Origin of the sequence: Brachymonas moutaii (nom. illeg.) (genome assembly GCF_049977365.1) — a bacterium.
In the GTDB taxonomy this organism is placed as follows: domain Bacteria; phylum Pseudomonadota; class Gammaproteobacteria; order Burkholderiales; family Burkholderiaceae_C; genus Brachymonas.
Genome location: NZ_JBNGEN010000003.1, coordinates 1 through 24,414 on the forward strand (window position 1 = coordinate 1; position 24,414 = coordinate 24,414).

The window sequence follows — 24,414 nt, forward strand, 5'->3', positions numbered from 1 at the left end:
CAGGTGTATGTGGGGGGATTCAATCGATATTCGACCACCAGCGGCGGAGCTTCTGCCTCGCTGTCGGTTTCGGCGCCGAGTGCCCTTACCAACGCAGCGGGCGACACCATTTCGTTCGGGACCATCAGCTGGACTGTTTCTGGCAACGGCGATACAGTCAACGCCTTCCCGAATGGAGCCTTCACGCCGGGGGGGACGACATTCCTCTACACCATGCCGGCCAATCGGTGGGCCGAGGGGTGCATGGCTTTTTCCTACTCCAATGCCTCCGTGGTGGGGGCGGGCACCTATACCGGGCGGGTGACCTATACCCTGACCGTGCCCTGAGCTCAAGAAGGAGTCGATATGCGCAAGGGATGGCTGGGGACCGCATGGTGTGTCCTGGCACTGGGGGGCTGGTCGGCGGCCCATGCCGGCACGCTGGTGCTGGACGATGCAGGCACGGTTCTGGACCGCTCCCAGGCGGCCATGGAATGGGATCACATCAATCCCCGCTATGGCCACCGGGCCCATGCCGAATGGATCGTGAATGCGCAGGTCAACACCGCAGCCATCGTGGGGCAGCAGGGGCGGCTGGTGCTCCGGCTCGACACGCCGCCGAGCATGCCTCTGGCGTGGCAGGTGCAGGGCGATCTGCCCCTGGGCACCCGCCAGGCCCAGAACCAGGAAGTGGTGCTGTTCGAGGGCAAAATGCCGTCGCCTGCGTGGCGGGCACGGTTCCATCTGGTGGCAGCGGCGGATGGCAGGGATGTGGCGGATACGGAAGACCTCGTGTTCCATTTTCTGTGGATCACGGTGCCTTGAATGACAGGAGCGACAGCAATGGCAGATAACAAGGGAACGTTTTGCGCACGCATGGCGCGGCTGGGCGTCCTGCTGGCGGGATGCACAGCGACGGCCCAGGTGCTGGCGTTTGCGGTGGCGGTCACTCCCCCGCGTGTGGAGCTGGCAGCCAAGCCGGGCGAAACGGTGCGGCAGGTGATCGAGATTTCCAATATGGAGCGCGGGGCGCAGTCCCTGCATTTCAAGACCATGGACTGGTCCCTGACGCCAGCCGGCGGCGTGGTGGCGCAGGACGCGCTGACGGCGGCCTCCTGTCGCCCATGGTTCCGGCTGGAGCGTCCTGATGTCTCCCTGGGGGGCGGGGCCAAGGTGCGCTATCGCACCGAGGTGCATGTGCCGGCGGATGCCCCGGATCAGGAATGCCGGGCCATGGTGTCGATCGAGGGGGCCGATGCCACGACCAAGAACCTGCCGATGGCGGGACGGCTGGGCATCATCTACTACGTGCGGGTAGGGCATGCCGCTGCTTCCCTGACGCTGGAGCGGGCCGAGGTGCGGCTCCTGCAGGGGCAGCGTGTGCCGGGGCTGTGGTTTCGCAATGCAGGCACGGCCAGCGGCCGTCTGCAGGGATATTTGACCGTGGTGGACAGCAAGGGGGTGCAGATAGAGGCGTCCATGTCCACTTTTCCCATCCTGCCCGGAGAGCATCGCTGGATGTTCATGCAGCTGGAAAAGGAGGGGGCGCAGTGGAGCCGGCTGGCCTGGCCGCTGCATGTGAAGGGCACGCTGTTTGCGGGCAAGCAGCAGTGGAAGGTGGATGAATGGGTCAAGAATGGCTAAGTGGTGGGGACTTGCGCTGATGGCCACGTGGAGTGCTCCCGGAGTCTCCGCGAGCCCCGCCGCAGTCCCTGCCTCTGCCGCCTATCAGGACCAATACCTCACGCAGGAGGAGCTGCAGGTTCTGGATGCGCCGCAGGCCGCCTCCGGGCCCTATCGGCACTGGTCCCTGGAAACGGGGGGCTGGCGCCAGACGGGAGCCGGCACCGAGCTGCGTGGTCGCGCACAGTACGACTGGCAGACTTCGGGCTGGGGGGACTGGCAGATGCAGGGCTGGTGGCGCCGGCTCAGTCAGCCGAACCAGCAGGTCAGCCGGGATGCAGGCGGGGCGCTGAGCGTCGCCCACTTGCCGGTGACGTCCGAGTGGCAGGGGGCCATGACCCTGGGCGATGCCCTGTGGTGGCAGGATCTTTCGGCAGCCTCCGGGGTGGTGTCACGCTTCTATCTGCCGATCCAGAGCGTGCGGGGACTGAGTGCAAGGCTGCAGAACCAGCAGGGATCCTCGTTCAGCGTGATCACGGGCCAGGCGCTCGGGGCCCTGGCGACGCTCGACGGCACGTCCAGTGCCAGCTACCGGGGGCGCATTGCCAGCGTGGGTGGAGGGTGGAAGACCGCCTCTGGCATCTGGCATCTGCAATGGCTGCAGGAACACGGGGGAACGGCGGACGAGGCCCCCGACCATTCCAGCCTGTATGGCAGTTGGGCCTCGGGCGCAGGCCCCTGGAATTGGCAGGCCAATGTTCTTCATACCCGGACGGTGCATTCTTCGCCCAGGACCGGCGGGTGGCTCGATGTGCAGCGCAAGGGCGACTACCGGTTTTCCGGCAGTGTGTTTGTGCTGCAGCCCGATCTGCACTGGGGCGATACCGCCCTGTCCCAGAATCTGCAGGGAGGCAGCGCCCGGGTGGAGCGCAGCACGCGCCAGTGGGCATGGGGGGTGTCGGCCGACTGGGTGAAGGCGTATGACGCCCATGCCACGGCTGCCCTGCCGAGTACGCTCTACCAGCAGGCGTATGGCCGGTATTGGGTGAGCCCCACCCAGCAGTGGTCCGCCATGGAAATGGTGCGTACAGGCTCGGGCAAGGGACAGCAGGCGCAGCTCGCCTGGTCCACGCGCAACGATCTGGGGCACGCCCAGGTGCAGCTCGATGGACAGTGGCAGCCCGGCAGCCGGACCCGCCGGCTGAGCCTGTCGCAGGATCTCTACCAGGCGCAGGGCCGTTCGCTGCGGGCACTGGGCTCCCGCACCTGGGGCGTCAGCCAGCAGGTGCGGCAGACTGCCAGCGAATGGGGCATTGCCGGCAGCTGGGACATGACGGGGCAATGGAGCCTCAACGGCCAGCTGCGTGCATATCGGCAGAACAATGGGGCGGGCAATGTGCAGCGTGGCTGGGAGGCACAGATCGGCAGCTCGCTCCAGTTTGCGCCGGGGTGGTCGATGCAGGTGGCGCTCAACCGTCAGAACACGCATTCCCTTTTTACCGATCTGACCTCCCCCCTGTCCCAGACAACGACCCAGGCATCCACCACGGCCACCCTGACGCTGCGCTACGAAGGCAGTGCGGGGCGTCAGCAGTCTGCCCCCTGGGGGGGAACGGGAGATGTGACCATCGATGTATTCAGGGACGAGAACCACAACGGAGAGCGGGACCTGAACGAGACAGGGGTGCTGAATGCCCTGGTGCTCATCGACGGGCGGCAAATGGCACGGACCGATGCCACCGGACACGTGACGGTCAGGGGGCTGAGCGCAGGGGTGCACGAGTTCACGCTCCTGCCCGACCAGATTCCGCTGCCATGGACGGCACCGCAGCCGACCCTTCGCCTGCGCGTGGAACTGCGTGGCAACACCGCCGTGACATTTCCGCTCAGTGCCATGTGAGGCGCACTGCCGGCAACAGGGCAGGATGGGCTGGCCGTGCGCGGGAGCCCCTGCTTGCGGCAGGGGCAGTGCGGACCACTGTGCAGATGCCGCAACGGTGAACGACCGTTCGCAGGAGGTCCATTCGGCCATGGGGTGCGTTTACTTTCGTGCTGATCCTGACGCCGAAAAGTGGAGGCATGTGCATGCAAAGTCGTGCACATGCTGCAATGGTGCATGCTTGCAGATATTTTTAAACACTTCATTAACTTGTTGAATTTAAAGGATTTATTTTGTTGTTTTGATCCATGTTGCATAAAATCTGTAGCAGCCCCTTCCGGCCTGTCTGGACGGAAGGGATTGATTCAGGGAACAGGGAAGGATTCAACATGAAGCACCAGTTTGCATATGCCGCAGCTCTGGCAGGCCTGATGGCCGCAGTGGCCGCCACGCCGGCTGCAGCGAGCACCTCCACCGGCACATTCAATGTGACCATCAAGATCACGGGAACCTGCAATGCCGTGGCGACCAGCACCGGCCAGACGGCCGCCATCACCACCGATACGCCTGCACTGGCAGGGGCTGACATCAATTTCGGCAGCTACACGGCCCAGACCGGCGCGGTGGCCGTCAGCGGCAGCAACGTGGGCGGAGCCAGCACCGGCGTGCAGGTGACGTGCAGCAAGAACACGCCTTTCACGGTCGCCATGGCGCCCACCAACGTGGCCAGCACCACCGGGTACGGCACCATGAACGGCATCACCAGCGGCAACACGGACACGATCAACTACCAGCTCTATCAGCCCACCATCACGGGCAGCGGGCTGTCTGCGACCGTGGGCACGACTGCGTCTTCCAATGTGTGGGGCAACACCACGGGAGCATCGGGCAATGTGCTGTCGTTCACCGGCAAGGGGCTGACCAACACCATTTCCTTCCCCGTGTTCGCTACCATCCCGGCAGGGTCTCTCGACAAGTTCGTGGACCGCTACCAGGATCAGGTGACGGTGACGCTCACGTACTGATCGCGTGGCGCGCATGCAGCAGTTTCGTGCCTGGGTGACCGGGGTATGTCTTGCCCTGGTTCTGGGCATGGGAGGGGCGGTCCAGGCCGCCAGCCTCCAGCTTTCTCCCACCAGCCTGTCCCTGCCCGCAGGGCAGCGCGCGGGGGCTCTGGTACTTCGCAATACGGGTCGGGCGCCTGTGACGGCGCAGATCCGTGCGTTTTCCTGGCAGCAGGACGCGCAGGGCAAGGACGTGCTCACGCCCACGGCAGCGCTGATCGTGAGTCCGCCCATGGTCCGGCTCGATGCGGGGGCCGAGCAGCAGTTCCGCGTCATCCGGGCGCAGGCGGCCGCGGGGGGTGAACAGGCCTACCGCCTGTGGATCGACGAACTGCCACCGCCGGGTGCAGCACCGGGCAAGGGCATCCAGTTTCTGCTGCGCCACTCGGTGCCGGTGTTCCTGAACAGCGAGGAAAATCCCGACGCCCGGCTGCGCTGGCGCGTGATGGCCTCGGGCAAGGGCGGCGCCGAGTTGGAGGTGCGCAACGAGGGCCCTGTGCATGCCCAGCTCAGCATCATGCGGGTACAGCCCCGCGCCGGCGGACGGGATATTCCCATCAGCAACGGCCTGTTTGCCTACGTTCTTCCGGGACATGTGATCCGTCGTCCCCTTCCCGTGTCTCTGCAGGCCCTGCGCCAGGGACAGTTCATTGCAGTAGTGAATGCACATGAGACGCGTCCCCCCCTGGAATTTGTCCCCTGAACGACGACGGCTCAGGCAGCTGGTCTGTGTGGCTGGCTGCGGGCTGGGGGTGCTGGTCGGAGAACGTGCCATGGGGGCTTCTGCGCCCGAGGCGGCACCCGCCCCTGCGGGGGCCGCGACCCAGGGCGCCCTGACGGTCTATCCCCAGGTGGTGGTCAACGGCGCTTCCAGCGACGCGGTGGCCGGATTCCTCCTGCAGGACGAACGCACCGGCAGCCTGTGCACCGACGATGCGACCCTGCGGAAGCTGGGGCTGCATGTTCCTCCCGCCCTGCTGGCCCGTGCGCTGGTACCGGGGGGCTCTCCCGCCGGCCATGCCGGTGAACCCGGAAGTGTGCAGTGCGTCTATGCCCTGAAGGCGCTGGAGGGGCTGGATGTGCGCTACGACGCCCCCCGGCAGGTGCTGGAGCTGACGGCGCCGCTGGCCTGGCTCAATCTGCGCACCACCGAAATCGGGCGGCTTGCCACTGCGGACGAGACGGTCGTCCGCCCCGGCTATGCCGCCGTGCTCAACTACGACACCAACGTGTCGCGGTCGAGCGATGGGGGGCATACCCAGGCGATGCTGGCCGAAGGGCGCATCACCACCCCCTACGGCTATCTCGACCATACCCAGCTCTGGTCGCATGCACGCTCGGGCACGGGGGTGGCCACCGATCACGATGTGCGGCTCGATACCTCCTGGCGCACCGTGTGGCCCGATCAGGCTCTGGCGCTCACGCTGGGTGACCTCGTCACGAGCCAGATCGGCAGCGTGGGCGGCTCCCGCCTGGGCGGCATCCGCCTGGAGCATACCTATACCCTGCAGCCCTGGCGCAGTACGGCGCCGCTCCTGTCCTATCTCGGCCAGACGACCCTGCCGGGCACGGTGGACCTGTACCTCAACGGGGTCAAGCAGTACAGCCAGCAGGTGCCTGCGGGCAACTACCAGCTGACCCTGCCCCCGGGCATCAACGGTTCCGGCGTGGCCCAGGTGGTGACGACCGACGTGCTGGGACGCACGGTGGTGGTGGACATGCCGCTGTATGGCGGCACCGGGCTGCTGGCGCGCGGGCTCACGGAATGGTCGGTCGAGAGCGGTTACCTGCGCAAGGATTACGGGCTGCGCTCGGACAGCTACGGCAGCAACCCCGTCTGGAGTGCCAACTGGCGGCGGGGCCTTACGGACGCCTGGACCCTGCAGCTTCACGGCGAGGGCACGCGCGACTACTGGCAGGGCGGCGCCTCGACGGCCGTGGTGCTCGGGCGGCTGGGGCAGCTCAATGCCACCCATGTGCAGAGCCGGCTGGCCGGCCACGCCGGACGCACGGACAGCATGCAGTTCACCACGCAGCGGCAGGGGCTGAGTTTCAGTGCGGGCTGGAGCCGCAGCGAGGATGCGTTTGCCACGCTGGCCAATGCGCTCACGCCGGAAAGCTTTGCCCCGGAGGGACTCAGGACGCGCACGGCATCGGTCTCGATGGGCTGGAGCGGGGGCAGGTGGGGCAACTGGTCCCTCGCCTTTCTGCGCAGCCACAAGGATGGAGACGTGGCCGACAGAATCGCCACCCTCAACTGGAACCGCAACCTGGGACGGCGCGTCAGCCTGTTCGTGGGCGGCAACCGCAACTTTGCCTCGACCAAGGAGCAGTGGGGGGTGTTTGCGGGCATTTCCGTGAGCCTCGACCACAACTACTCGATGAGCGTCAACGGGAGCCGCAACAGCGACGGCAGCAGCACCGTGCAGACCGAGCTGCGCAAGTCCACCGAAGGTGTGGGCAGCGTGGGCTGGAGCGTGGGCGGGCAGCGCAGCCAGGCGGCCGATGGCGCCGTGCACTACAACGGAGTCGGCAGCGCGCAGGCAAGCACCCCCTATGGCGACGGCTGGGCCAACCTGTATGCCGATTCCAATGGGCAGAACTGGAATGCCACCTGGCGTGGCGGGCTGGTGTGGGCGCAGGGCGGACTCTTTGCCAGCCGCAGCGTCACCGACAGCTTTGCCGTGGTCAGCACCAACGGTGTCTCCGGGGTGCCCGTGTATGTGCAGAACAATCTGGCCGGCAAGACCGATGACCGGGGCCTGCTGCTGGTGCCGGGGCTGCTCTCGCTGCAGAAGAATGCGCTGGCGATCGACACGCTCAACCTGCCGGCGGACATGCATATCGCGCACAACCGGCTGGAGGCCGTGCCGTCCGAGAAGTCCGGCATGGCCGTGACCTTCGGGCTGGAAAAAGTGCGTGCCGCCACCGTGGTGCTGCGCAATGCTGCAGGCACGGCCCCCCTGCCGGCCGGCAGCACGGTGAGCGATGCAGCAGGGCAGCCGGTGGCCGTGGTCGGCTACGACGGCCTGCTCTATCTGGAGGGGCTTGCAGAGGGCCCCAACCGCTACACGGTGACGGTGACACAAGGCGCTGCCACGTCGTGCCACGTTACCCTTGAGTACCACGAAAAGCCGGGCGAAAGCGGCCTGCGGAACCTGGGAGAAATGCGATGCGAACCTTGATGCGGATCCTGGCCTTTCTGTGCGTGTTCTTCTGCATGGGACAGGAAGCCCATGCAGGCTTCAGTTGTAATGTCTCTGCGGCCGCATTGAATTTTGGCACAATAGATATCATTGCAGCACAATCGGGAGTCTATCCCACTATGACTGCTCCTATTTCAGTGAGTTGCACTGGTGTAACCAGTGGGACAGCTACGGTATGCCTGTTTTACAAGAATAATAATCAATCTGGAGGGACATATTATAATACCCTCACCGGGGCAAGTAGCGGCCAATCTGCTGGTTTTCAAGTATTCGGAGATGCTGCGTATCAGACGCTATGGGGAAATAAAAATATCCCTTCGCCAATTAAAATATTGGTTGATCTTGCTACAAACAAAACCACCCCTTCACCGACGGTGTATGGAAAAATGATTGGAATTCCTACGCCATTTTCGCAATTGGCTTTTGATAGCTATACTAACAGCGTCAACAACAGTGTTACATCTTTCGATTATTCCTTGGGAGATTTGGATTGTAATGGGGCTTGGGCAAATCAAAATAAGTCGGGATTTACATTTACGGTGACGGCAACTGTCGCCGCTCAATGTGCTATTTCTACCGCAGCCAATGACCTCAACTTTGGTTCGGTATCTGCGGGAATGGGCACCGTCACCGGCTCGACCGCCTTCGGCGTGACCTGCACCAACGGCACCCCGTACTACATCGGGCTGCTCCCCTCCAACGGCAATACCGCAGGGGCAGGAGTCATGACCTCCGTGGCCAATGCCGCCACCAATACCGATCAGGTGCCCTACCAGCTTCGATCCACGTCCGGAACCAGCGGCACCATCTGGGGCAATACCGCCACCTCGACCTCGGTGGGCAACGGGGTTGCCGGCACGGGAACCGGATCGGCCGCCAGCTACAACATCTATGGCACGGCCACAGTGGCCAACTACACCCCGGACAGCTACCAGGATCAGGTCGTGATCAATGTGAACTACTGAGGCGCAGGCGAGGCGAGGTGCAGGCAAGGGCCAGTCTCTTGCCACCCCCGTGACGCCGGGGCTCACCGGAGGGCGGGCCTTGCGGACTCTGCGCGAGCCTTACCGGGGCCACAGCACCCAGAGCTGCAGGGGCTGGCGCAGGCGGTGGGCCAGGTCGGCGGCTTCGGGGCTCCAGCCGGCGAAGTAGTCGGCGCGCACGGCCCCACGGATGGCATTGCCCGTGTCCTGCGCCAGCACGAGGCGGTGCAGACTGGCGGTGGGGCCGCTGGAGCTCAGCCACACCGGCGTGCCATAGGGGATGCTGGAGCGGTCCACGGCAATCGAGCGGCCTGGGGTAAGGGGCACGCCCTGCGCCCCGCGCGGGCCGGCATCGGCATCGAGGGCGCTGATGGGCTCCTCGCGGAAAAAGACATAGCGTGGGTTGCTCCATGTCATCTCCTGCACGAGTTCGGGGTGCTGCACCGCCCATGTGCGAATGGCGTTCCAGCTGCCGCCCCGGCCTCCATGGGCACTGACCCAGGCCGAGGGGCTGCGGAAGGGGCGGTTGTTGGTGCCGGCATAGGCGAGCCGCACGTCGCGCTGGCGGCCGTCGGGTTCGGTCACGCGCAGGCGCCCCGAGCCCTGCACGTGCAGGATCATGGCGTCGATGGGGTCGGCCAGATAGAGAATCTCCCGGCCGCGCAGCGTGGACTGGGCCTGGGGGTCGGTCTCGATCTGCTGGCGGGTGAACCACGGGCTGCGCGGTGCCCCGCCCAGCGGCACGCCGTAGATCGGCACGCGGCGTGCGGACGTGGGCCGGCGGCTGCCTTCCAGCACGGGTTCGTAGTAGCTGGTGAGCAGGCCCTGGGCGTTGCCGCCGTGGCTCTCCACCCGGTAGGGCTGCAGGCGCTCCATCATCCAGCGGCGCTTGTCGGCATCGCTGGCGGTGCGCAGGCTGGCCGCCTCGCGGCATACGCGGGCAAAGACCGGACCCGGCTTGGCACAGCTGCGCAGCCAGGCGTGCCAGGCCTCCCCGACGCGGTCGTCGGCAAAGCCGGGCACTGCCGTCCAGGGCACAGGCACCCAGCGGCTCGCTCCCTGCTCGATGACGCTGCCCGACACTCCAGGTGCCGCTGGCGTGCGCGAGGGGGTGCTGCTGCAGCCTGCCAGCAGGGCGGACACCACGGTCCCCACGGCTGTCAGGGCACGCCACCCCCAGCCGCCCGCCGTCGGGGTTGCGGCACGGGGGCGTGAGCAAAGCAGGCGCTGCCCCCCGGCAGGCGGGGGCAGGGCAGAGCCGGACAGAGAACAGAGGGAAAGGGCAGGGGCTGAGGCGGGAGTGGAGCGCATGGGCTCTACTGTAGCGAACTTGGCTGGCGCAGGCGTGTCAGGCCGCCAGCACGCGGCGGCTCACCCACACCAGGGGCCGCTCGACCATGCGCTCCACGCCCGGCGGCAGTGCCATGGGCTTGAGCAGCATGCGGGCCGCCTGATCAAGGGGCAGGCTGTGGCTCACGAGCGAGTAGATGCGGCCGCTGATGCGCGGAAAGTCGTCCGGCCCCTGGTCGAATCGGGCCGGCCGGTGCGCCCACACATGCCGCAGGGCCACGTCCGAGTCGCTGTTGCGCATTTCCTGCAGGCGGTCCCACAGCACGCGCCCCACCTGCAGGCGGCTGCGGTGGGACTGGGTCTGGAGCGAACGGAAGTAGCGGAAGAAGTACTTGTAGTGCTGGACTTCGTCGGTGCGGATGCGCGTGACCAGATCGGCCAGCACAGGCTCGTCGGTCAGGGCATGGATGGTCTGGTAGTAGGTGGTGGTGCCGGTTTCCACGACGCAGCGCGCGGCCAGCTCCAGCACGCGGTCGCCTTCGAGCTCCTCGGTGGTGCACAGGCGGGAATATTCGGCAAAGAAGCTGTCGTAGGCTGCGGGCCAGTCGAACTCGGGCCACACCGCCTCCACATAGCGGCGCAGGGCGCGACCGTGCTGCAGTTCCTCGGGCTCCCAGTGCTGCTGCAGCCACTCGGCCACCTCGGGATAGGCAGCGTAGTGCGCCACTAGGTTGCGGGTGTAGGTGTCAGACCCCGTCTCGATGAAGGAGGCACTCGCCAGCATGTAGAACAGGTCTTCGCGGTCGCGGATGCGGGACTGGTCGATGTGGTCGTATGCAATGTCTTCGAGATGCCAGCGCATGCGCGGGACGTGCGAGGGGGAAACGGAGGCTGTGGACGGAGTGGTGGACATGGCAGAGCTCGTCTGGAAGGGTGGGGGTGCGGACGCGGGGCAGTCCCGTCAGGGCGGCTGCCTGCGCGCTGTGCAGGACACGCCTGCCACGTGCACACGCCAGCCGGGAAGGCATGAACCCATTGTGCAGGTGCCCGGGCGCCGATCCTGCGCTCAATGGTGTGCAAATGTGACCATCCTCGCCCAATCCCATGCCGCGTCCACGCCCCGTGCAAAAGGGGTGCGGGGTGGGAGGCGCCGTGGATCGTGACTGGGGCAGGACAGGGCAGGGGTGCGTGACGGAGGCGGCCCGGCCTATACTGGCGTGTGGTGAGGCGGGGCCTGCGCGCGTGGTGTGTCTGCGGGTCCGCTGCCTGTCTTTCTGCAAGGTTTTTTCGATGGCTTCCCCCGCATCTCCCGATACCTCCGCTCCCCATGCCCATGACCTGAGCGCCCGGCTGCACCGGCAGCCGCTGCCCGATGCCCTGCGGGAGGCGCTGGTGCAGCGCTTCGGCCCGCAGTTCAGCGTGGCGCTGGCCGTGCGCGAGCAGCACGGGCGGGACGAGTCGGTGTTCAATGTGCCGCCGCCCGAGGCCGTGGTGTTTGCCGAAACGACGCAGGATGTGGTCGATGCCGTCTCGCTGGCCGCACGCCACGGGGTGCCCCTGATTCCCTTCGGGGCGGGATCGTCCGTCGAGGGGCATCTGCTGGCGGTGCAGGGCGGCATCAGCCTCGACGTGAGCCGCATGAACGCCATCCTGTCCATCCACTCCGAGGACCTCACCGTCACGGTGCAGCCGGGGGTGACGCGCAAGCAGCTCAACGAGGCCTTGCGGCATGAGGGGCTGTTCTTCCCGATCGATCCGGGGGCCGATGCCAGCATCGGCGGCATGTGCGCCACCCGCGCGAGCGGCACCAACGCCGTGCGCTACGGCACCATGCGCGACAACGTGCTGGCGCTGGAAGTGGTCACGGCTGCCGGCCAGGTGGTGCGTACCGGCACCCGCGCCCGCAAGAGCAGCGCCGGCTACGATCTCACCCGGCTCATGGTGGGCAGCGAAGGCACGCTCGGCATCTTCACCGAGGTGACGCTGCGCGTGCATCCCCTGCCCGAGGCGGTGTCGGCTGCCACCTGCATGTTCCCCTCCATCGCCGAGGCGGTGCACACGGTCATCCAGACCATTCAGCTCGGCGTGCCGATTGCGCGCTGCGAGCTCATCGATGCCAACACGGTGCGCATGGTCAACGCCTACAGCAAGACCACGCTGGCCGAGCGGCCCATGCTGCTCATGGAGTTCCACGGCTCTCCCGCCAGCGTGCAGGAACAGGCAGAGACGGTGCAGACCCTGGCGAGCGAGCATGGCGGCGAGGCGTTCGAGTGGGCGTCCACGCCCGAGGAGCGCACCCGGCTCTGGACGGCGCGGCACAACGCGTTCTTTGCCGCCGTGTCCTCGCGGCCGGGCTGCCGCGCGATCAGCACCGACACCTGCGTGCCCATCAGCCGGCTCGCCGACTGTCTGCTCGTGTCGGTGGAGGAGGTGGAGGCCTCGGGCATTCCGTACTTCCTCGTGGGGCATGTGGGGGACGGCAACTTCCATTTCGGCTACCTCGTCGATCCGCACGATGCCGACGAATGCGCCCGGGCCGAGCAGCTCAACCAGGCGCTGGTGCGCCGCGCCATCCGCATGGAGGGAACCTGCACGGGCGAGCACGGCATCGGCCTGCACAAGATGCGCTTCCTGCCCGAGGAGGCCGGCGAGGCCGCGCTCGACATGATGCGTGCCATCAAGCAGGCGCTCGATCCGCACGGCATTCTCAATCCCGGCAAGATCTTCGACTGAGGCGCGCAGGGCTCTCTGGCGTGTCTGCGCTGCCGGGAGGTGGCAGCCTGTTGCGCGTCAGGCGGGGGTGTTTCGCAGCAGTGCCAGCAGGGCAGCCGGAGGCGGGCGGCGCAGCGGCCTGAACACGGCAGGGTCTGCCCGGAAAGCCGGCTCCGTGTCGGCTGCGGCCCACCAGCCCGGCACGCCCAGTACAGGGAGGTGGGCAAAGGGCTTGTCCGCCAGCCGCTCGGCCGTCAGTGTGCTGGCCAGCCAGGCATCCCAGCGCGCGTGCCAGTTGGTCGCATCCGGGGCACACAGCGAGGCGGGCACCGGGTAGACATGGGCGGTCAGGGCCTTGTAGGGGTGCACCAGCTGTTCGAGCAGCGCATGTCCGAACAGCATCAGCCGCGCCGATTGCCACAGCGGCCGCATGGCCGCCCCGAACAGATCCGGCCAGCGCTTCCAGGCCAGGGCATCCCACAGGGCATCGGGGGCCTGCAGCAGGGCCACGTTCTCGTCGAACAGGGTGAGTGCATCGCGCACGGGGCCACGCGTGGCCTGCACGCCGCCCATGCGGGCAAGCTCAGCGGCCTGCAGCGCATTGAGGCGCAGCTTGGTGCGCGGAAAATGCAGCCACATCAGCCCGTTGTAGAAATCGTGCAGGTTGTCGCGCGTGGGCACCTGCCGCGTGTCATGGATGAACTGCTCGTAGGCCATGCCGTCCGGCAGCCGGTGCTGGGGCACGAACTGCACCGGCGCGGCGCAGGGAAACGCGCCCAGAGCCGCCGCACAGGCGCCCTCGGGGTGCCCTTCGGAGCGGCTGCGGAGTTTGCACGGGCCGGCCTGCCAGGCCTGCCACACGGCGGGCGCCAGGGGCTGCAGAGGCGCATGCCAGGGAGCCTGCCAGTCCGGTTCGGCAGGGAGACGATCCGCTGCGTGCGTGACAGCAGAGGGCGTGACGGGCAGGGCCATGGGCAGGGTGCGTCCCGGAGAGCCCGGAACACAGGTGAAGGGGGCGGAAATTGTAGACTGGGGGCGCTGCCTTCTCCCGGCCCCCGGCAAGCCGGAACCTTTTCCCTTGAGTGAGCCCCCATGCCCGCTTCTCTCCTTTTGTTCCTGCATCTCGCGCTCGTGGGAGGCTTTGGGCTGCGCATCCTGCTGCGCGAGGACCTGGCCCCCGATGCGCGCATGGCCTGGATCGTGGTGCTCATGGTGCTCCCCTACGTGGGCGGGGTGCTCTATTTCCTGCTCGGTGAGGTGCACATCGGGCGCAACATCGCGCGGCGCCACCGGCAGGCACTCGCCTCCATTCAGGCGCAGCTCATCGACGAGGCCGAAATCCGCCGCGTCATGGGCACTCCCGAACAGGTCGATGCGCTCATTGCACCCCCGTTCCGGGGCGCCTTCCGCTATGCCGGGTCGATCAACGGCTTTGCGCCCATGCCCGGCAATCGCGCGGAGCTCATGCCCGACGGGGCCACCGCCCGCGCCCGCATGATCGCGGACATGGAGGCCGCCCGCCACGAAATCCACGTGCTGTCCTACATCTGGCTCGACGACGACACCGGCACCGCCGTGGCCGAGGCGCTGATCCGTGCCGCGCGCCGGGGCGTGACCTGCCGCGCCATGGTCGACGGCCTGGGGTCGCGCCTGCTGCTGCGCACACCCCTGTGGCGCGCCATGGGCGAGGCGGGCGTGCACACCGCCGTGGCCCTGTCCATCGACCACCCCCTGCATGTGCTGCTCACCAGCCGCATCGACCTGCGCAACCACCGCAAGATCACCGTCATCGACGGCCGCATCACCTACTGCGGCAGCCAGAATCTGGCCGACGAAGCCTTCCGCATCAAGGCCCGCTACGCTCCGTGGGTGGACATCATGCTGCGCATGGAGGGGCCTGTGGTCACGCAGAACCAGCTCCTCTTCGCCAGCGACTGGATGCCCGCCACCGGCGAGGGCATCGCCCGCTTCGTGCGGCCCCAGGAGCCGCTGCCTCAGGGCTTTGCCGCCCAGGTGGTGGCCGACGGGCCCACCGAGCGCAGCCGCGCCACCCCTCAGCTCGTGGCGACGCTCATTGCCGCCGCGCGGCGGCAGCTCACCATCACCACCCCCTATTTCGTGCCGGATGCCACCGTGCTCGAAGCCCTGTGCGCAGCCGCCTGGCGGGGGGTGCAGGTCACACTCGTGCTGCCCCAGCGCAACGACTCGCGCGTGGTCGCCGCAGCCAGCCGCAGCACCTATGTGCGCCTGCTCGATGCTGGCGTGGCCATCCATGAATACATCGGCGGACTGCTGCACGCCAAGACGCTCACGGTCGATGGCGAGATCACCCTCATCGGCTCCACCAACCTCGATCTGCGCAGCTTCGACCTCAACTACGAAAACAACGTCCTGCTGCAGGACGCAGCCCTGACCCAGGCCATCATGGCGCGCCAGCACAGCTACATGGCACAGTCGGATCGCGTGCTGCTCACCCATGTCCAGCAGTGGCCGTGGTACCTGCGTATCTGGAACCACCTGCTCTCCACCATGGGCCCTGTGCTGTAGCGCGGCCGCATGCATGTCCATCGGCGTCCGTCGATGCCGGAGGAGCCTGCACCGCTGGCGGGTGAGCGGGGCATTCAGCCAGGCTGGCGCAGGCGCAGCACCATCAGGCCGAGCACGGCCAGATTCACCCCCAGCACGGCCGCCGCGATGGCACCCGGGCGGTGCAGCAGATGTTCCAGCTCGAAGGGCAGATAGATGGCAGTGGAGAGCGCTGCCAGCCAGGCCGCCCAGCGACGTCCGTGCCACAGTCCCCAGCTCTCCGTGAACCGCATGGCGGCATACAGGGCGGCCACCGCGCCGATCTGTCCGGCATGCACTTCCTGCAGGTGGTCCACCCCCTGCAGCGCCAGATTCGGCCACAGCGCATGGGGGTGCAGTCGCACCCTTCCGGCCAGCGCCATGGCCAGCTCGTGCAGACCGCCGTCACGTTCGGCCGTCAGGAGCCCCAGCACCAGCAGCACGACCGCCACCCCCTTGAGCGCCTCGAACCCAGCCACGCTGCGCACCGAGCGCCGCAGCCAGGCAGGGGAGGATGCCGTGGCGTCCGGCATCCGTGTTTCGGGAGCCCTCTGCACGGAGTGCCTTCTCACTTCTTCGGCAGATGGGGCTCGATGCGGGCGCGCAGTTCGGTGAGCTGTTCGCCGACCTCTTCCTTCCAGGTGTCGAACTTGGCGAGCCATTCTTCCGCATGGCGCTTGCGCAGCACCGTGCGGGCTTCCTGCGCCGCGACCTCCTCGGCCTCCTGGGCGACCTCGACCTCGCGCATCACGGCTTCGGCCGGACGGCGCAGCACCAGCGCGCCGAGCGTGCGGGCAATGCCGTCGACCACGGCGGTGCCGTCTTCTTCGACACTGGCAAACAGCGCCGTGGAGCCGACGGGCACCGAGTGGCCCATCTGTTCGAGCAGGCTCAGACGCTCGTCCACCGTGTCGAGCGAGGCCAGTGAGCCGAGCGCTGCGCCTGTGGCACCCACCAGCAGCACGCCCAGCGGGCCGGCCATCACGCCCAGCAGTCCGCCCAGCAGTCCGCCCACGAGCGTGGCGTCCACCGGGGCGCCGTCGCTGAAGCCGTCCCGCACCTTGAGTGCGCCTGCCGCGTCGCGGTCGACCACGGCAGCGGTCTTGAGCTGGAGCTTGTCCTGCGCATGGGCTTCCTTGAGCTCGCCCAGTGCCTGATAGGCCTTGCTCGGTTCGCTGAAAGTCAAGAGGATGATGCTGTCCTGCATGGTGTGTGCTCCTGTTCGGAAGGTGGCAGAAAAAAGAAAAAGAAACTCTCTCCCGGTGGCCCTCTGCGGCGAAGCCTGGGCAGGTGGCCGGAGCCGGGACGGTGGCCCCATTGTGGCCCACCCAACGCGGCAGGCAAGGACGGATGCACAAAGATGCATCTGCCCGAGGGGCTGCCCCTGTCGCGTCTGCTGCCACCCCTGGTGGGCCCCTATGCGATGGCTGGGGGCTTGGAGGGGCGCTGCGGGCAGGGCGAGCCGGCGCTGCACTACAATTGAAAATCAGTGTCTTGCGCCCGCAGGCGGCGCGCGAGGCTGTGCGCAGGTCGCGGCAGGGCCGCACGGACGCGGTGCGTTGCGTGTGATCCCCGGCCCCCTGCTTGTCGGCATCCAGAGCATCCGGAATCACCATGCAAGTCTTGAAAGCACCCCAGGCCCAGGTTTTGAACGCCCTGCAATCGGTTGCGGGCATCGTGGAGCGGCGCCACACCCTGCCCATCCTGGCCAATGTGCTCCTGCGCAAGCATGGCGAAACGCTCCAGCTCATCACGAGCGACCTCGAAATCCAGATCCGCACCACGGCCGAGCTCGGCGGCGATCCGGGCGACTTCAGCACCACCGTGGGCGCGCGCAAGCTCATCGACATCCTGCGCACCATGCCGTCGGACCAGACCGTCACCCTCGAAACCAAGGACAGCAAGCTGCTCCTCAAGGGTGGCAAGAGCAAGTTCACGCTGCAGACCCTGCCGGCCGAGGACTTTCCGCTCGTGCAGGAATCGGCCAACTTCGGCCCCGTCTTCAGCGTGCCCCAGAAGACGCTCAAGCAGCTCCTCTCGCAGGTCTCCTTTGCCATGGCGGTGCACGACATCCGCTACTACCTCAACGGCATCCTGTTCGTGGCCGAGGGCAACACCCTGAGTCTCGTGGCCACCGACGGTCACCGGCTGGCCTTCAGCAGCGCCACGCTGGAAACCGAGGTGCCCAAGCAGGAAGTGATCCTTCCGCGCAAGACCGTGCTGGAGCTCCAGCGCCTGCTGAGCGACGCGGACGGCGCCATCGAGATGCAGTTCGCCAACAACCAGGCACGCTTCACCTTTGGCGGCATGGAGTTCGTCACCAAGCTCGTCGAGGGCAAGTTCCCCGACTACAACCGCGTCATTCCCAAGGACCACCACAACCACCTCACCGTGGGACGCCAGCCCTTCCTGAGCACGCTGCAGCGCATCGCCATTCTCACGAGCGACAAGTTCAAGGGCGTGCGCCTCACCCTCGAAAACAACACCCTGCGCGTGGCCTGCAACAATGCCGAGCAGGAAGAGGCCGTGGACGAGCTCGACGTGGACTACGAGGGCGACCCGATCGAGATCGGCTTCAACGTCACCTATCTCATGGACGTGCTGGGCAACATGGGCCAGGAAATGGTCACCGTGGCCCTGCAGGACGGCAACAGCTCGGCCCTGTTCACCATTCCCGACAACGACCGCTTCAAGTACGTCGTGATGCCCATGCGCATCTGAGCAGCGCACCGTTCCCCTTGCTCTGTGGCCCTCCGCGTGGAGGGCGTGGCTGCCGCCCCGGTCAGGGGAGGCAGCTTTTTTTTGCGTGCTCGCTCGCACGGCACAGCACAAGGCGAGGCGAGGCGAGGCGAGGCGAGGCGAAAGCGTCCACGCGCCATCCGAAATGGTGCATGAATCTCCCCTTCGGTGCATGCCGAGCGCCTGGGACACCGACGCTGGCATGGGGCCTGCGCAGCAGCGGGGAGCGTTCGGAGGCACGCCAGCGCCACCTCAAGTGCCGTCTGTCTGGCCCGCCGGGGCCGAAATCTTCCACGTTCCTCTGTCTGTCATGAAGGGAGATGCACGTCATCTGCATCTTTGGCATCGAATTTGCTTGTACTAGTCTACCCAGCAGCACACCGTGGCAATGGCGAGCTGCAATGCACCACTCTGGATCAACTGTGAAGGTATTTTTGACATGGCGAAACCGCGACTGGTACTGATAGGCAATGGCATGGCCGGCATGCGCACGGTGGAAGAGCTGCTGGCACTCGAGCCTGACATGTACGACATCACTGTCCTGGGCGAGGAACCCTATCCCAACTACAACCGCATCCTGCTGTCGCCCGTGCTGGCAGGAGAGCAGCAGGTCGAGGACATCATCCTCAACCAGGTGCAGTGGTATGCCGACCACGGCATCCAGCTCGAACTCAATACCAAGGTGTCCCACATTCACCGCGGCCGCCGCACCGTGGAGACCGAAGACGGACGCCAGTTCCCGTACGACCGTCTCCTGATCGCGACCGGCTCCAATCCCTTCATCCTGCCCGTGCCGGGCGCGGACCTGCCGGGGGTCATCAGCTACCGCGACATCAAGGACACCGAGGCCATGATCGAGGCCGCCCGCGTGTATCGCCATGCGATCGTGATCGGCGGCGGCCTGCTGGGCCTGGAGGCGGCCAACGGCCTCAAGCTGCGCGGCATGGATGTCACCGTGGTGCACATTGCGCCCTGGCTTCTGGAGCGCCAGCTCGACGAGACTGCCGCACGCCTGCTGCAGAAGTCGCTGGAGGACAAGGGCCTGCGCTTCCTGCTGCAGAAGCAGACGGCCGAGCTCGTGGCGGGTGAATCTGGGCGCGTGGCCGCCGTGCGCTTCAAGGACGGCGAGGTCGTGCCCGCCGATCTGGTGGTCATGGCCGTGGGCATTCGCCCCAACGTGACCGTGGCCGAGGCGGCCGGGCTGTACTGCAACCGCGGCATCGTGGTCAACGACACCATGCAGACCTATGACCCGCGCATCTATGCCGTGGGCGAGTGCGTCAACCACCGTGGCACGGCCTATGGCCTCGTGGCACCGCTGTTCGAGCAGGCCAAGGTCTGTGCCAACCACCTGGCCAACTTCGGCATCGGGCAGTACAAGGGCTCGGTGCTGTCGACCAAGCTCAAGGTCACGGGCATCGACCTGTTCTCGGCAGGAAACTTCATGGGCGGAGAGGGTACGGAGGAGATCGTGCTGTCCGACCCGGCCAGCGGCATGTACAAGAAGCTCGTCCTCAAGGACGACAAGCTGGTCGGGGCCTGCCTGTATGGAGACACGGCCGACGGCGCCTGGTACTTCAAGCTCCTGCGCGAACAGCGCGACATCGCCGACATGCGCGAGCAGATGATCTTTGGCGAGACCAACCTCGGCGACACCGGCCACCAGGGCCAGAACCGTGCGGCTGCCATGGCCGATACCGACGAGGTCTGCGGCTGCAACGGCGTGTGCAAGGGCACGATCGTCAAGGCGATCAAGGAAAAGGGCCTGTTCACCATCGACGAGGTCAAGAAGCACACCAAGGCGGCCAGCTCCTGCGGGTCCTGCTCCGGTCTGGTGGAGCAGATTCTCATGAACTGCCTGGGCAGCAGCTACGAGGAATCTCCCCGCCTCAAGCCCATCTGCGGCTGTACCAGCCACACCCACGAAGAAGTGCGCATGGCCATCCGCGAGCACAAGCTGCTCACGCACCGCCAGGTCTACGACTTCCTGGAATGGCGCACGCCCAATGGCTGTGCCAGCTGCCGCCCGGCCATCAACTACTACCTCGTGTCCACCTGGCCCCATGAGGCCACGGACGATCCGCAGAGCCGCTTCATCAACGAGCGCGCGCACGCCAACATCCAGAAGGACGGCACCTTCAGCGTGATCCCGCAGATGAAGGGCGGTGTCACCAGCCCTGAGCAGCTCCGCCGCATCGCCGACGTGGCCGACAAGTACGAAGTGCCCATGGTCAAGCTCACCGGCGGCCAGCGCATCGACCTGCTGGGCGTGCGCAAGGAACAGCTCGTGCCCATGTGGCGCGACCTGGGCATGTCTTCCGGCCATGCCTACGGCAAGTCCATCCGCACGGTCAAGACCTGCGTGGGCAGCGAGTTCTGCCGCTTCGGCACCCAGAACAGCACCCAGATGGGCATCGATCTCGAAACCATGCTGGGCAACATGTGGAGCCCCCACAAGGTCAAGCTTGCCGTCTCCGGCTGCCCCCGCAACTGCGCAGAGGCCAGCATCAAGGACGTGGGCGTGATCTCCGTGGACAGCGGCTGGGAAATCTATGTCGGCGGCAACGGCGGCATCAAGACCGAGGTGGCCCAGTTCTTCGTCAAGGTGAAGACGCCCGAGGAAGTCAAGGAGTATTCCGGCGCCTTCCTGCAGCTCTATCGCGAGGAAGCCTGGTATCTGGAGCGCACCGTGCACTGGCTCGAACGCGTCGGTCTGGACTATGCCAAGTCCAAGGTGCTCGACGACGAGGCCAACCGCAAGGCGCTCTACGAACGGCTGCTTTATGCTCTCAAGGATCTGCCCGATCCGTGGAAGAAGCGCGTGGAAGGCTTCCAGGCCAACGAGTTCACGCCGCTCACCGTGCCGGCCTGAGTATCCAGTCCGTCCGTCCGCATGCCCGGACGGACAGACGGCGCGGACGCGCGGAACCAGGAGGTGCCCCTGTGGGCGTCTCGGCGTTCCGTAGCGTCGCGGGCACTCCTTTTCTTTGCCAGCAGACCTCCCGTAACCCCTGATTCATCCATCATGGAAACCACTCTCAACGCCGACAACCTCTCCTCCGCCGTCCACTGGGTGCGCATCTGCACCGTGGAAGACATCCCGCTGCTGGGCAGCAGGGTGGTGGAGCGCGCCAGCGGCAACATCGCCATCTTCCGTACCGCCGACGGCAACGTCTTTGCCCTGCTCGACAAGTGCCCGCACAAGGGCGGCCCCCTCTCGCAGGGCATCGTCGCTGGCGAAAGCGTCACCTGCCCGCTGCACAGCTGGAACATCGACCTCAGCACCGGCGAGGCCAAGGCGCCCGATGTGGGCTGCGCCCGCCGCTACCCCGTTCGTGTCGAAGCGGGCAGCGTGCTGCTGGCGCTGGAGTAAGGAGTAAGGCCCATGGGCAGCCCCGCGCCGAGCGCTGCATCGCGCATTCTCGACCTGGAAGCCACCGGCACCCAGCCGATCCGTCTCGACCTCCAGACTGACCGCGAGGGGAGCCGGGGCGCCAGACAGGAAATCGCCTCGACCTGCTGCTACTGCGGCGTGGGCTGCGGGGTGCTCATCGAGACCGACGGCGAGCGCGTCACCGGCGTGCGTGGCGACCCCAGCCACCCCTCCAACGCCGGGCGACTGTGCAGCAAGGGGCTCAATCTGGCGCGCACCGCCGCCAGCCTCACCGGGCGCCTGCTCACACCCGAGCTGCGCACCGAGCGCAATGCCGAACGCCGCCCCGTGAGCTGGGACGAAGCGCTCGACCATGTGGCCGACCGCTTTGTCGACATCATCCGCACCCACGGATCCGATGCCGTTGCCTTCTACCTCTCGGGCCAGCTCCTCACCGAGGACTACTACGTCTTCAACAAGATTTCCAAGGGCCTCATCGGCACCAACAACGTCGACACCAACTCGCGCCTGTGCATGTCCAGCGCAGTCATGGGCTACAAGCTCGCCTTCGGTGCCGACGGCCCGCCCAACTGCTACGAGGACATGGAGCTCGCCGACTGCGTGCTCTTTGCCGGCACCAACACTGCCTGGGCGCATCCCATCCTCTTCCGCCGCCTCGAAGAAGCCCGTGCCCGTCGCGGACAGAAGTGGATCGTGGTCGATCCCCGCCGTACCGACACCGCCAGCCAGGCCGACCTGCACCTCCAGATCCAGCCCGGCACCGACGTGGCGCTGTTCAACGGCATGCTCCACCACCTCATCTGGGAGGGCAAGACCGATCCGGCCTACATCGCCGCCCATACCGAGGGCTTCGAGGCCCTCAAGGCCGTGCTGCGCGACTACCCCCCGCAGCTGGCAGCCGACATCTGCGGCATCCGCGTCGAGGACCTGCGCCAGGCAGCCGACTGGCTTGCCGACAGCCCTGCGAGCCTGTCGCTCTACACCATGGGCCTGAACCAGTCGAGCCGCGGCACCGACAAGAATCTCGCCCTCATCCACCTGCACCTGGCCACTGGCCAGATCGGCCGTCCCGGAGCCGGCCCCTTCTCGCTCACCGGGCAGCCCAACGCCATGGGCGGCCGCGAAGTCGGCGGCATGGCCACCATGCTGGCGGCGCACCGCGACATCGCCAACGACCAGCACCGGGCCGAGGTCGCGCAGCAGTGGGGCATCCCCTTCGAGCGCCTGAGCGCCACCCCGGGCCTGCCGGCCATCGACCTGTTCGAGTCCATCCGTTCCGGCAAGGTCAAGGCCGTCTACATCGCCTGCACCAACCCCGCACACTCCATGCCCGACCTGCCCCTCGTGCGGCAGGCCCTGCGGCAGGCCGAGCTGGTCGTGGTGCAGGACTGCTTTGCCAACATCGACACCATGGCCTACGCCGACGTGGCCCTGCCCGCCACCACCTGGGGCGAAAAGCAGGGCACCGTCACCAACACCGAACGCCGCATCTCGCGCGTGCGTCCGGCCGTGCCGGCCCCCGGCCAGGCCCGTGACGACTGGCGCATCGCCATCGACTTCGGCCAGCGTCTGCAGGCACGCCTGCATCCCGATGAGCCCGATCTGTTCGCCTGGCCCGACCAGGCGAGCCTGTACGACGAATACTGCCGCCTCACGGCAGGACGCGACCTCGACATCTCCGGCCTCAGCCACGCGCTGCTCGACCGCGAGGGCCCCCAGTTCTGGCCCTATCCGGCTGGCGCCTCCACCGGCCAGGCACGCCGCTACACCGACGGGCAATTCGTCACCGCCAGCGGCAGGGCACAGTTCTTCCCCACCGCCTACCAGCCCGTGGCCGACGCCACCAGCGCGCGCTACCCCTTCCACCTCACCACCGGCCGCCTGCGCGACCAGTGGCACGGCATGAGCCGTACCGGGCGTGTGGCGCAGCTCTGGCAGCATGCCCCCCTTCCCGAGCTGTCCATGCATCCACGCGATGCCGCCAGCCGCGACCTGCAGGCCGGGGCCCTGGTGCGCGTGTCGAGCCGGCAGGGCGCCTTCGTCATGCCGCTGGCCGTGACCGAGGACGTCCCCCCCGGCACCGTGTTCGCTGCCATGCACTGGAGCGGGCAGGTGCTCAACACCAGCGGCTCCAACGAGACCATGGGCAGCGCCACCTGTCCGCAGTCCCGCCAGCCCGAGCTCAAGCACACCGCCGTGCGCATCCAGCCGCTCGAAGTGGCGTGGCACTGCACCCTGGCCTGCCATACCTCCGACGTCATTGCGCTCCAGCAGAAGCTGCAGCCCCTGTTGTCGCAGGTCGACTACGCCAGCTTCAGCCTGGCGGGCGAGCAGGTCGTGGTGGTGCGGGCTGCCGCCCTCAAGGCCCATCCCCGCTGGCTGCAGGAGCTGGTGCGGCTGGCCGATCTGCCGGCGGGAGACGACGCCCTCGAATACCGCGACGAGCGGCGCGCCATCTACAAGCGTGCAGGCTGGCGTGGCGACTACCTCGAAGGCGTCGTGATGGCCGGCCCCGAGGCCCCCCAGTGCGATGCCCTCATCGCCCAGCTGGTGGAACGCTCTCCCTGGCAGGGACCGCACATCACCGTGTTCGCCGCGCCCCGCGCAGGCGCCGTGGCCGACCGCGTGGTCTGCAGCTGCAAGGGCGTGCGGCAGTCCCAGATCGAGGCGCAGTGGCGCGAGGAACCCGACATGGCCGTGCTCCAGGCCAAGCTCGGCTGCGGCACCGTCTGCGGCTCCTGCAAGCCCGAGCTGCAGCGGCTGTGCGGCGCCATTCCGGTGGCCACTGCCAGCTGATCCGGTCGGGTCGGCAGGGCAGGCCGCAGCCTCCCTGCAGGCCCGCTGTCGTGGCCGCTCGGGCCAGCGGCTGGCGCGCTCGGCGCAGGAGGCACGGTGACTGCCCCGGCAAGTGGTCCAACCCCTTGCCGCCGCACGGATTTTTGCCTATTCCCCCATCGTGTGCAGGGGGTGCGGGAGAGGG

The 24,414-nt window shown here is 66.9% G+C and carries 20 protein-coding genes; 15 read left to right on the forward strand and 5 right to left on the reverse strand.

Going from position 1 to position 24,414, the window contains the following annotated elements:
• From ACP2WS_RS05055 to ACP2WS_RS05090, 8 genes are all read left to right on the forward strand, one after another.
• Positions 1 to 327: hypothetical protein (locus tag ACP2WS_RS05055; RefSeq protein WP_426459786.1), on the forward strand; the 327-nt coding region annotated here is incomplete at its 5' end.
• Between the two features lie 18 nt (positions 328 to 345).
• Positions 346 to 804, forward strand: a complete 459-nt coding sequence (locus ACP2WS_RS05060; RefSeq protein ID WP_426459787.1) for a hypothetical protein — start codon at positions 346 to 348, stop codon at positions 802 to 804.
• Between the two features lie 18 nt (positions 805 to 822).
• Positions 823 to 1,623: a hypothetical protein gene (locus ACP2WS_RS05065; protein WP_426459788.1), complete on the forward strand. Its 801-nt coding sequence runs from the start codon at positions 823 to 825 to the stop codon at positions 1,621 to 1,623.
• Positions 1,624 to 1,642: 19 nt separating this feature from the next.
• Complete coding sequence (locus ACP2WS_RS05070) at positions 1,643 to 3,502, forward strand: hypothetical protein (protein ID WP_426459789.1); 1,860 nt, start codon at positions 1,643 to 1,645, stop codon at positions 3,500 to 3,502.
• Between the two features lie 368 nt (positions 3,503 to 3,870).
• Complete coding sequence (locus tag ACP2WS_RS05075; protein ID WP_426459790.1) at positions 3,871 to 4,506, forward strand: spore coat protein U domain-containing protein; 636 nt, start codon at positions 3,871 to 3,873, stop codon at positions 4,504 to 4,506.
• A 13-nt stretch (positions 4,507 to 4,519) separates the two neighbouring features.
• Positions 4,520 to 5,248, forward strand: a complete 729-nt coding sequence (locus ACP2WS_RS05080; protein WP_426459792.1) for a fimbrial biogenesis chaperone — start codon at positions 4,520 to 4,522, stop codon at positions 5,246 to 5,248.
• On the forward strand, positions 5,214 to 7,730 hold the full coding sequence (locus ACP2WS_RS05085) for a fimbria/pilus outer membrane usher protein (protein WP_426459794.1): 2,517 nt from the start codon (positions 5,214 to 5,216) through the stop codon (positions 7,728 to 7,730). The genes ACP2WS_RS05080 and ACP2WS_RS05085 overlap by 35 nt, the downstream gene beginning before the upstream one ends.
• Before the next feature lie 35 nt (positions 7,731 to 7,765).
• Entirely contained in the window at positions 7,766 to 8,716 is a 951-nt protein-coding gene (locus tag ACP2WS_RS05090) for a Csu type fimbrial protein (protein ID WP_426459795.1), read from the forward strand.
• A 99-nt stretch (positions 8,717 to 8,815) separates the two neighbouring features.
• Here ACP2WS_RS05090 and mltA read toward each other — a convergent pair whose 3' ends face one another.
• Positions 8,816 to 9,880 (reverse strand): murein transglycosylase A, encoded by a 1,065-nt coding sequence (gene mltA, locus ACP2WS_RS05095; RefSeq protein WP_426459796.1) that lies wholly within the window; start codon positions 9,878 to 9,880, stop codon positions 8,816 to 8,818.
• Between the two features lie 202 nt (positions 9,881 to 10,082).
• Positions 10,083 to 10,937 (reverse strand): ferritin-like domain-containing protein, encoded by an 855-nt coding sequence (locus ACP2WS_RS05100; RefSeq protein WP_426459797.1) that lies wholly within the window; start codon positions 10,935 to 10,937, stop codon positions 10,083 to 10,085.
• A 377-nt stretch (positions 10,938 to 11,314) separates the two neighbouring features.
• On the opposite strand from ACP2WS_RS05100, the gene ACP2WS_RS05105 reads away from it, so the two are divergent.
• Complete coding sequence (locus ACP2WS_RS05105; RefSeq protein WP_426459798.1) at positions 11,315 to 12,757, forward strand: FAD-binding oxidoreductase; 1,443 nt, start codon at positions 11,315 to 11,317, stop codon at positions 12,755 to 12,757.
• A 57-nt stretch (positions 12,758 to 12,814) separates the two neighbouring features.
• On the opposite strand, the gene ACP2WS_RS05110 is transcribed toward ACP2WS_RS05105, so the two are convergent.
• Positions 12,815 to 13,708 carry a DUF3025 domain-containing protein gene (locus ACP2WS_RS05110; protein ID WP_426459799.1) on the reverse strand — a complete coding sequence of 298 codons (894 nt, stop codon included), beginning with the start codon at positions 13,706 to 13,708 and terminating at the stop codon, positions 12,815 to 12,817.
• 120 nt (positions 13,709 to 13,828) lie between these two features.
• Between ACP2WS_RS05110 and cls the strand changes: the two genes are divergently transcribed.
• Positions 13,829 to 15,283 carry a cardiolipin synthase gene (cls, locus tag ACP2WS_RS05115; protein WP_426459801.1) on the forward strand — a complete coding sequence of 485 codons (1,455 nt, stop codon included), beginning with the start codon at positions 13,829 to 13,831 and terminating at the stop codon, positions 15,281 to 15,283.
• A 74-nt stretch (positions 15,284 to 15,357) separates the two neighbouring features.
• On the opposite strand, the gene ACP2WS_RS05120 is transcribed toward cls, so the two are convergent.
• On the reverse strand, positions 15,358 to 15,834 hold the full coding sequence (locus ACP2WS_RS05120) for a DUF2127 domain-containing protein (protein ID WP_426459802.1): 477 nt from the start codon (positions 15,832 to 15,834) through the stop codon (positions 15,358 to 15,360).
• A gap of 35 nt (positions 15,835 to 15,869) precedes the next feature.
• Positions 15,870 to 16,508: a hypothetical protein gene (locus ACP2WS_RS05125; protein ID WP_426459803.1), complete on the reverse strand. Its 639-nt coding sequence runs from the start codon at positions 16,506 to 16,508 to the stop codon at positions 15,870 to 15,872.
• A gap of 153 nt (positions 16,509 to 16,661) precedes the next feature.
• Between ACP2WS_RS05125 and ACP2WS_RS05130 the strand changes: the two genes are divergently transcribed.
• The 5 genes from ACP2WS_RS05130 (at position 16,662) to ACP2WS_RS05150 (ending at position 24,230) form a co-directional block, all read left to right on the forward strand.
• Positions 16,662 to 16,784 (forward strand): hypothetical protein, encoded by a 123-nt coding sequence (locus ACP2WS_RS05130; protein ID WP_426459805.1) that lies wholly within the window; start codon positions 16,662 to 16,664, stop codon positions 16,782 to 16,784.
• Positions 16,785 to 16,915: 131 nt separating this feature from the next.
• Positions 16,916 to 18,022, forward strand: coding sequence for a DNA polymerase III subunit beta (dnaN, locus tag ACP2WS_RS05135; RefSeq protein WP_374492132.1), 1,107 nt, complete (start codon positions 16,916 to 16,918; stop codon positions 18,020 to 18,022).
• Positions 18,023 to 18,479: 457 nt separating this feature from the next.
• Entirely contained in the window at positions 18,480 to 20,912 is a 2,433-nt protein-coding gene (gene nirB / locus ACP2WS_RS05140; protein WP_426459807.1) for a nitrite reductase large subunit NirB, read from the forward strand.
• 153 nt (positions 20,913 to 21,065) lie between these two features.
• Entirely contained in the window at positions 21,066 to 21,413 is a 348-nt protein-coding gene (nirD, locus tag ACP2WS_RS05145; RefSeq protein WP_374492130.1) for a nitrite reductase small subunit NirD, read from the forward strand.
• Positions 21,414 to 21,425: 12 nt separating this feature from the next.
• Positions 21,426 to 24,230: a nitrate reductase gene (locus tag ACP2WS_RS05150; protein WP_426459808.1), complete on the forward strand. Its 2,805-nt coding sequence runs from the start codon at positions 21,426 to 21,428 to the stop codon at positions 24,228 to 24,230.
• Positions 24,231 to 24,414: the final 184 nt, after the last annotated feature.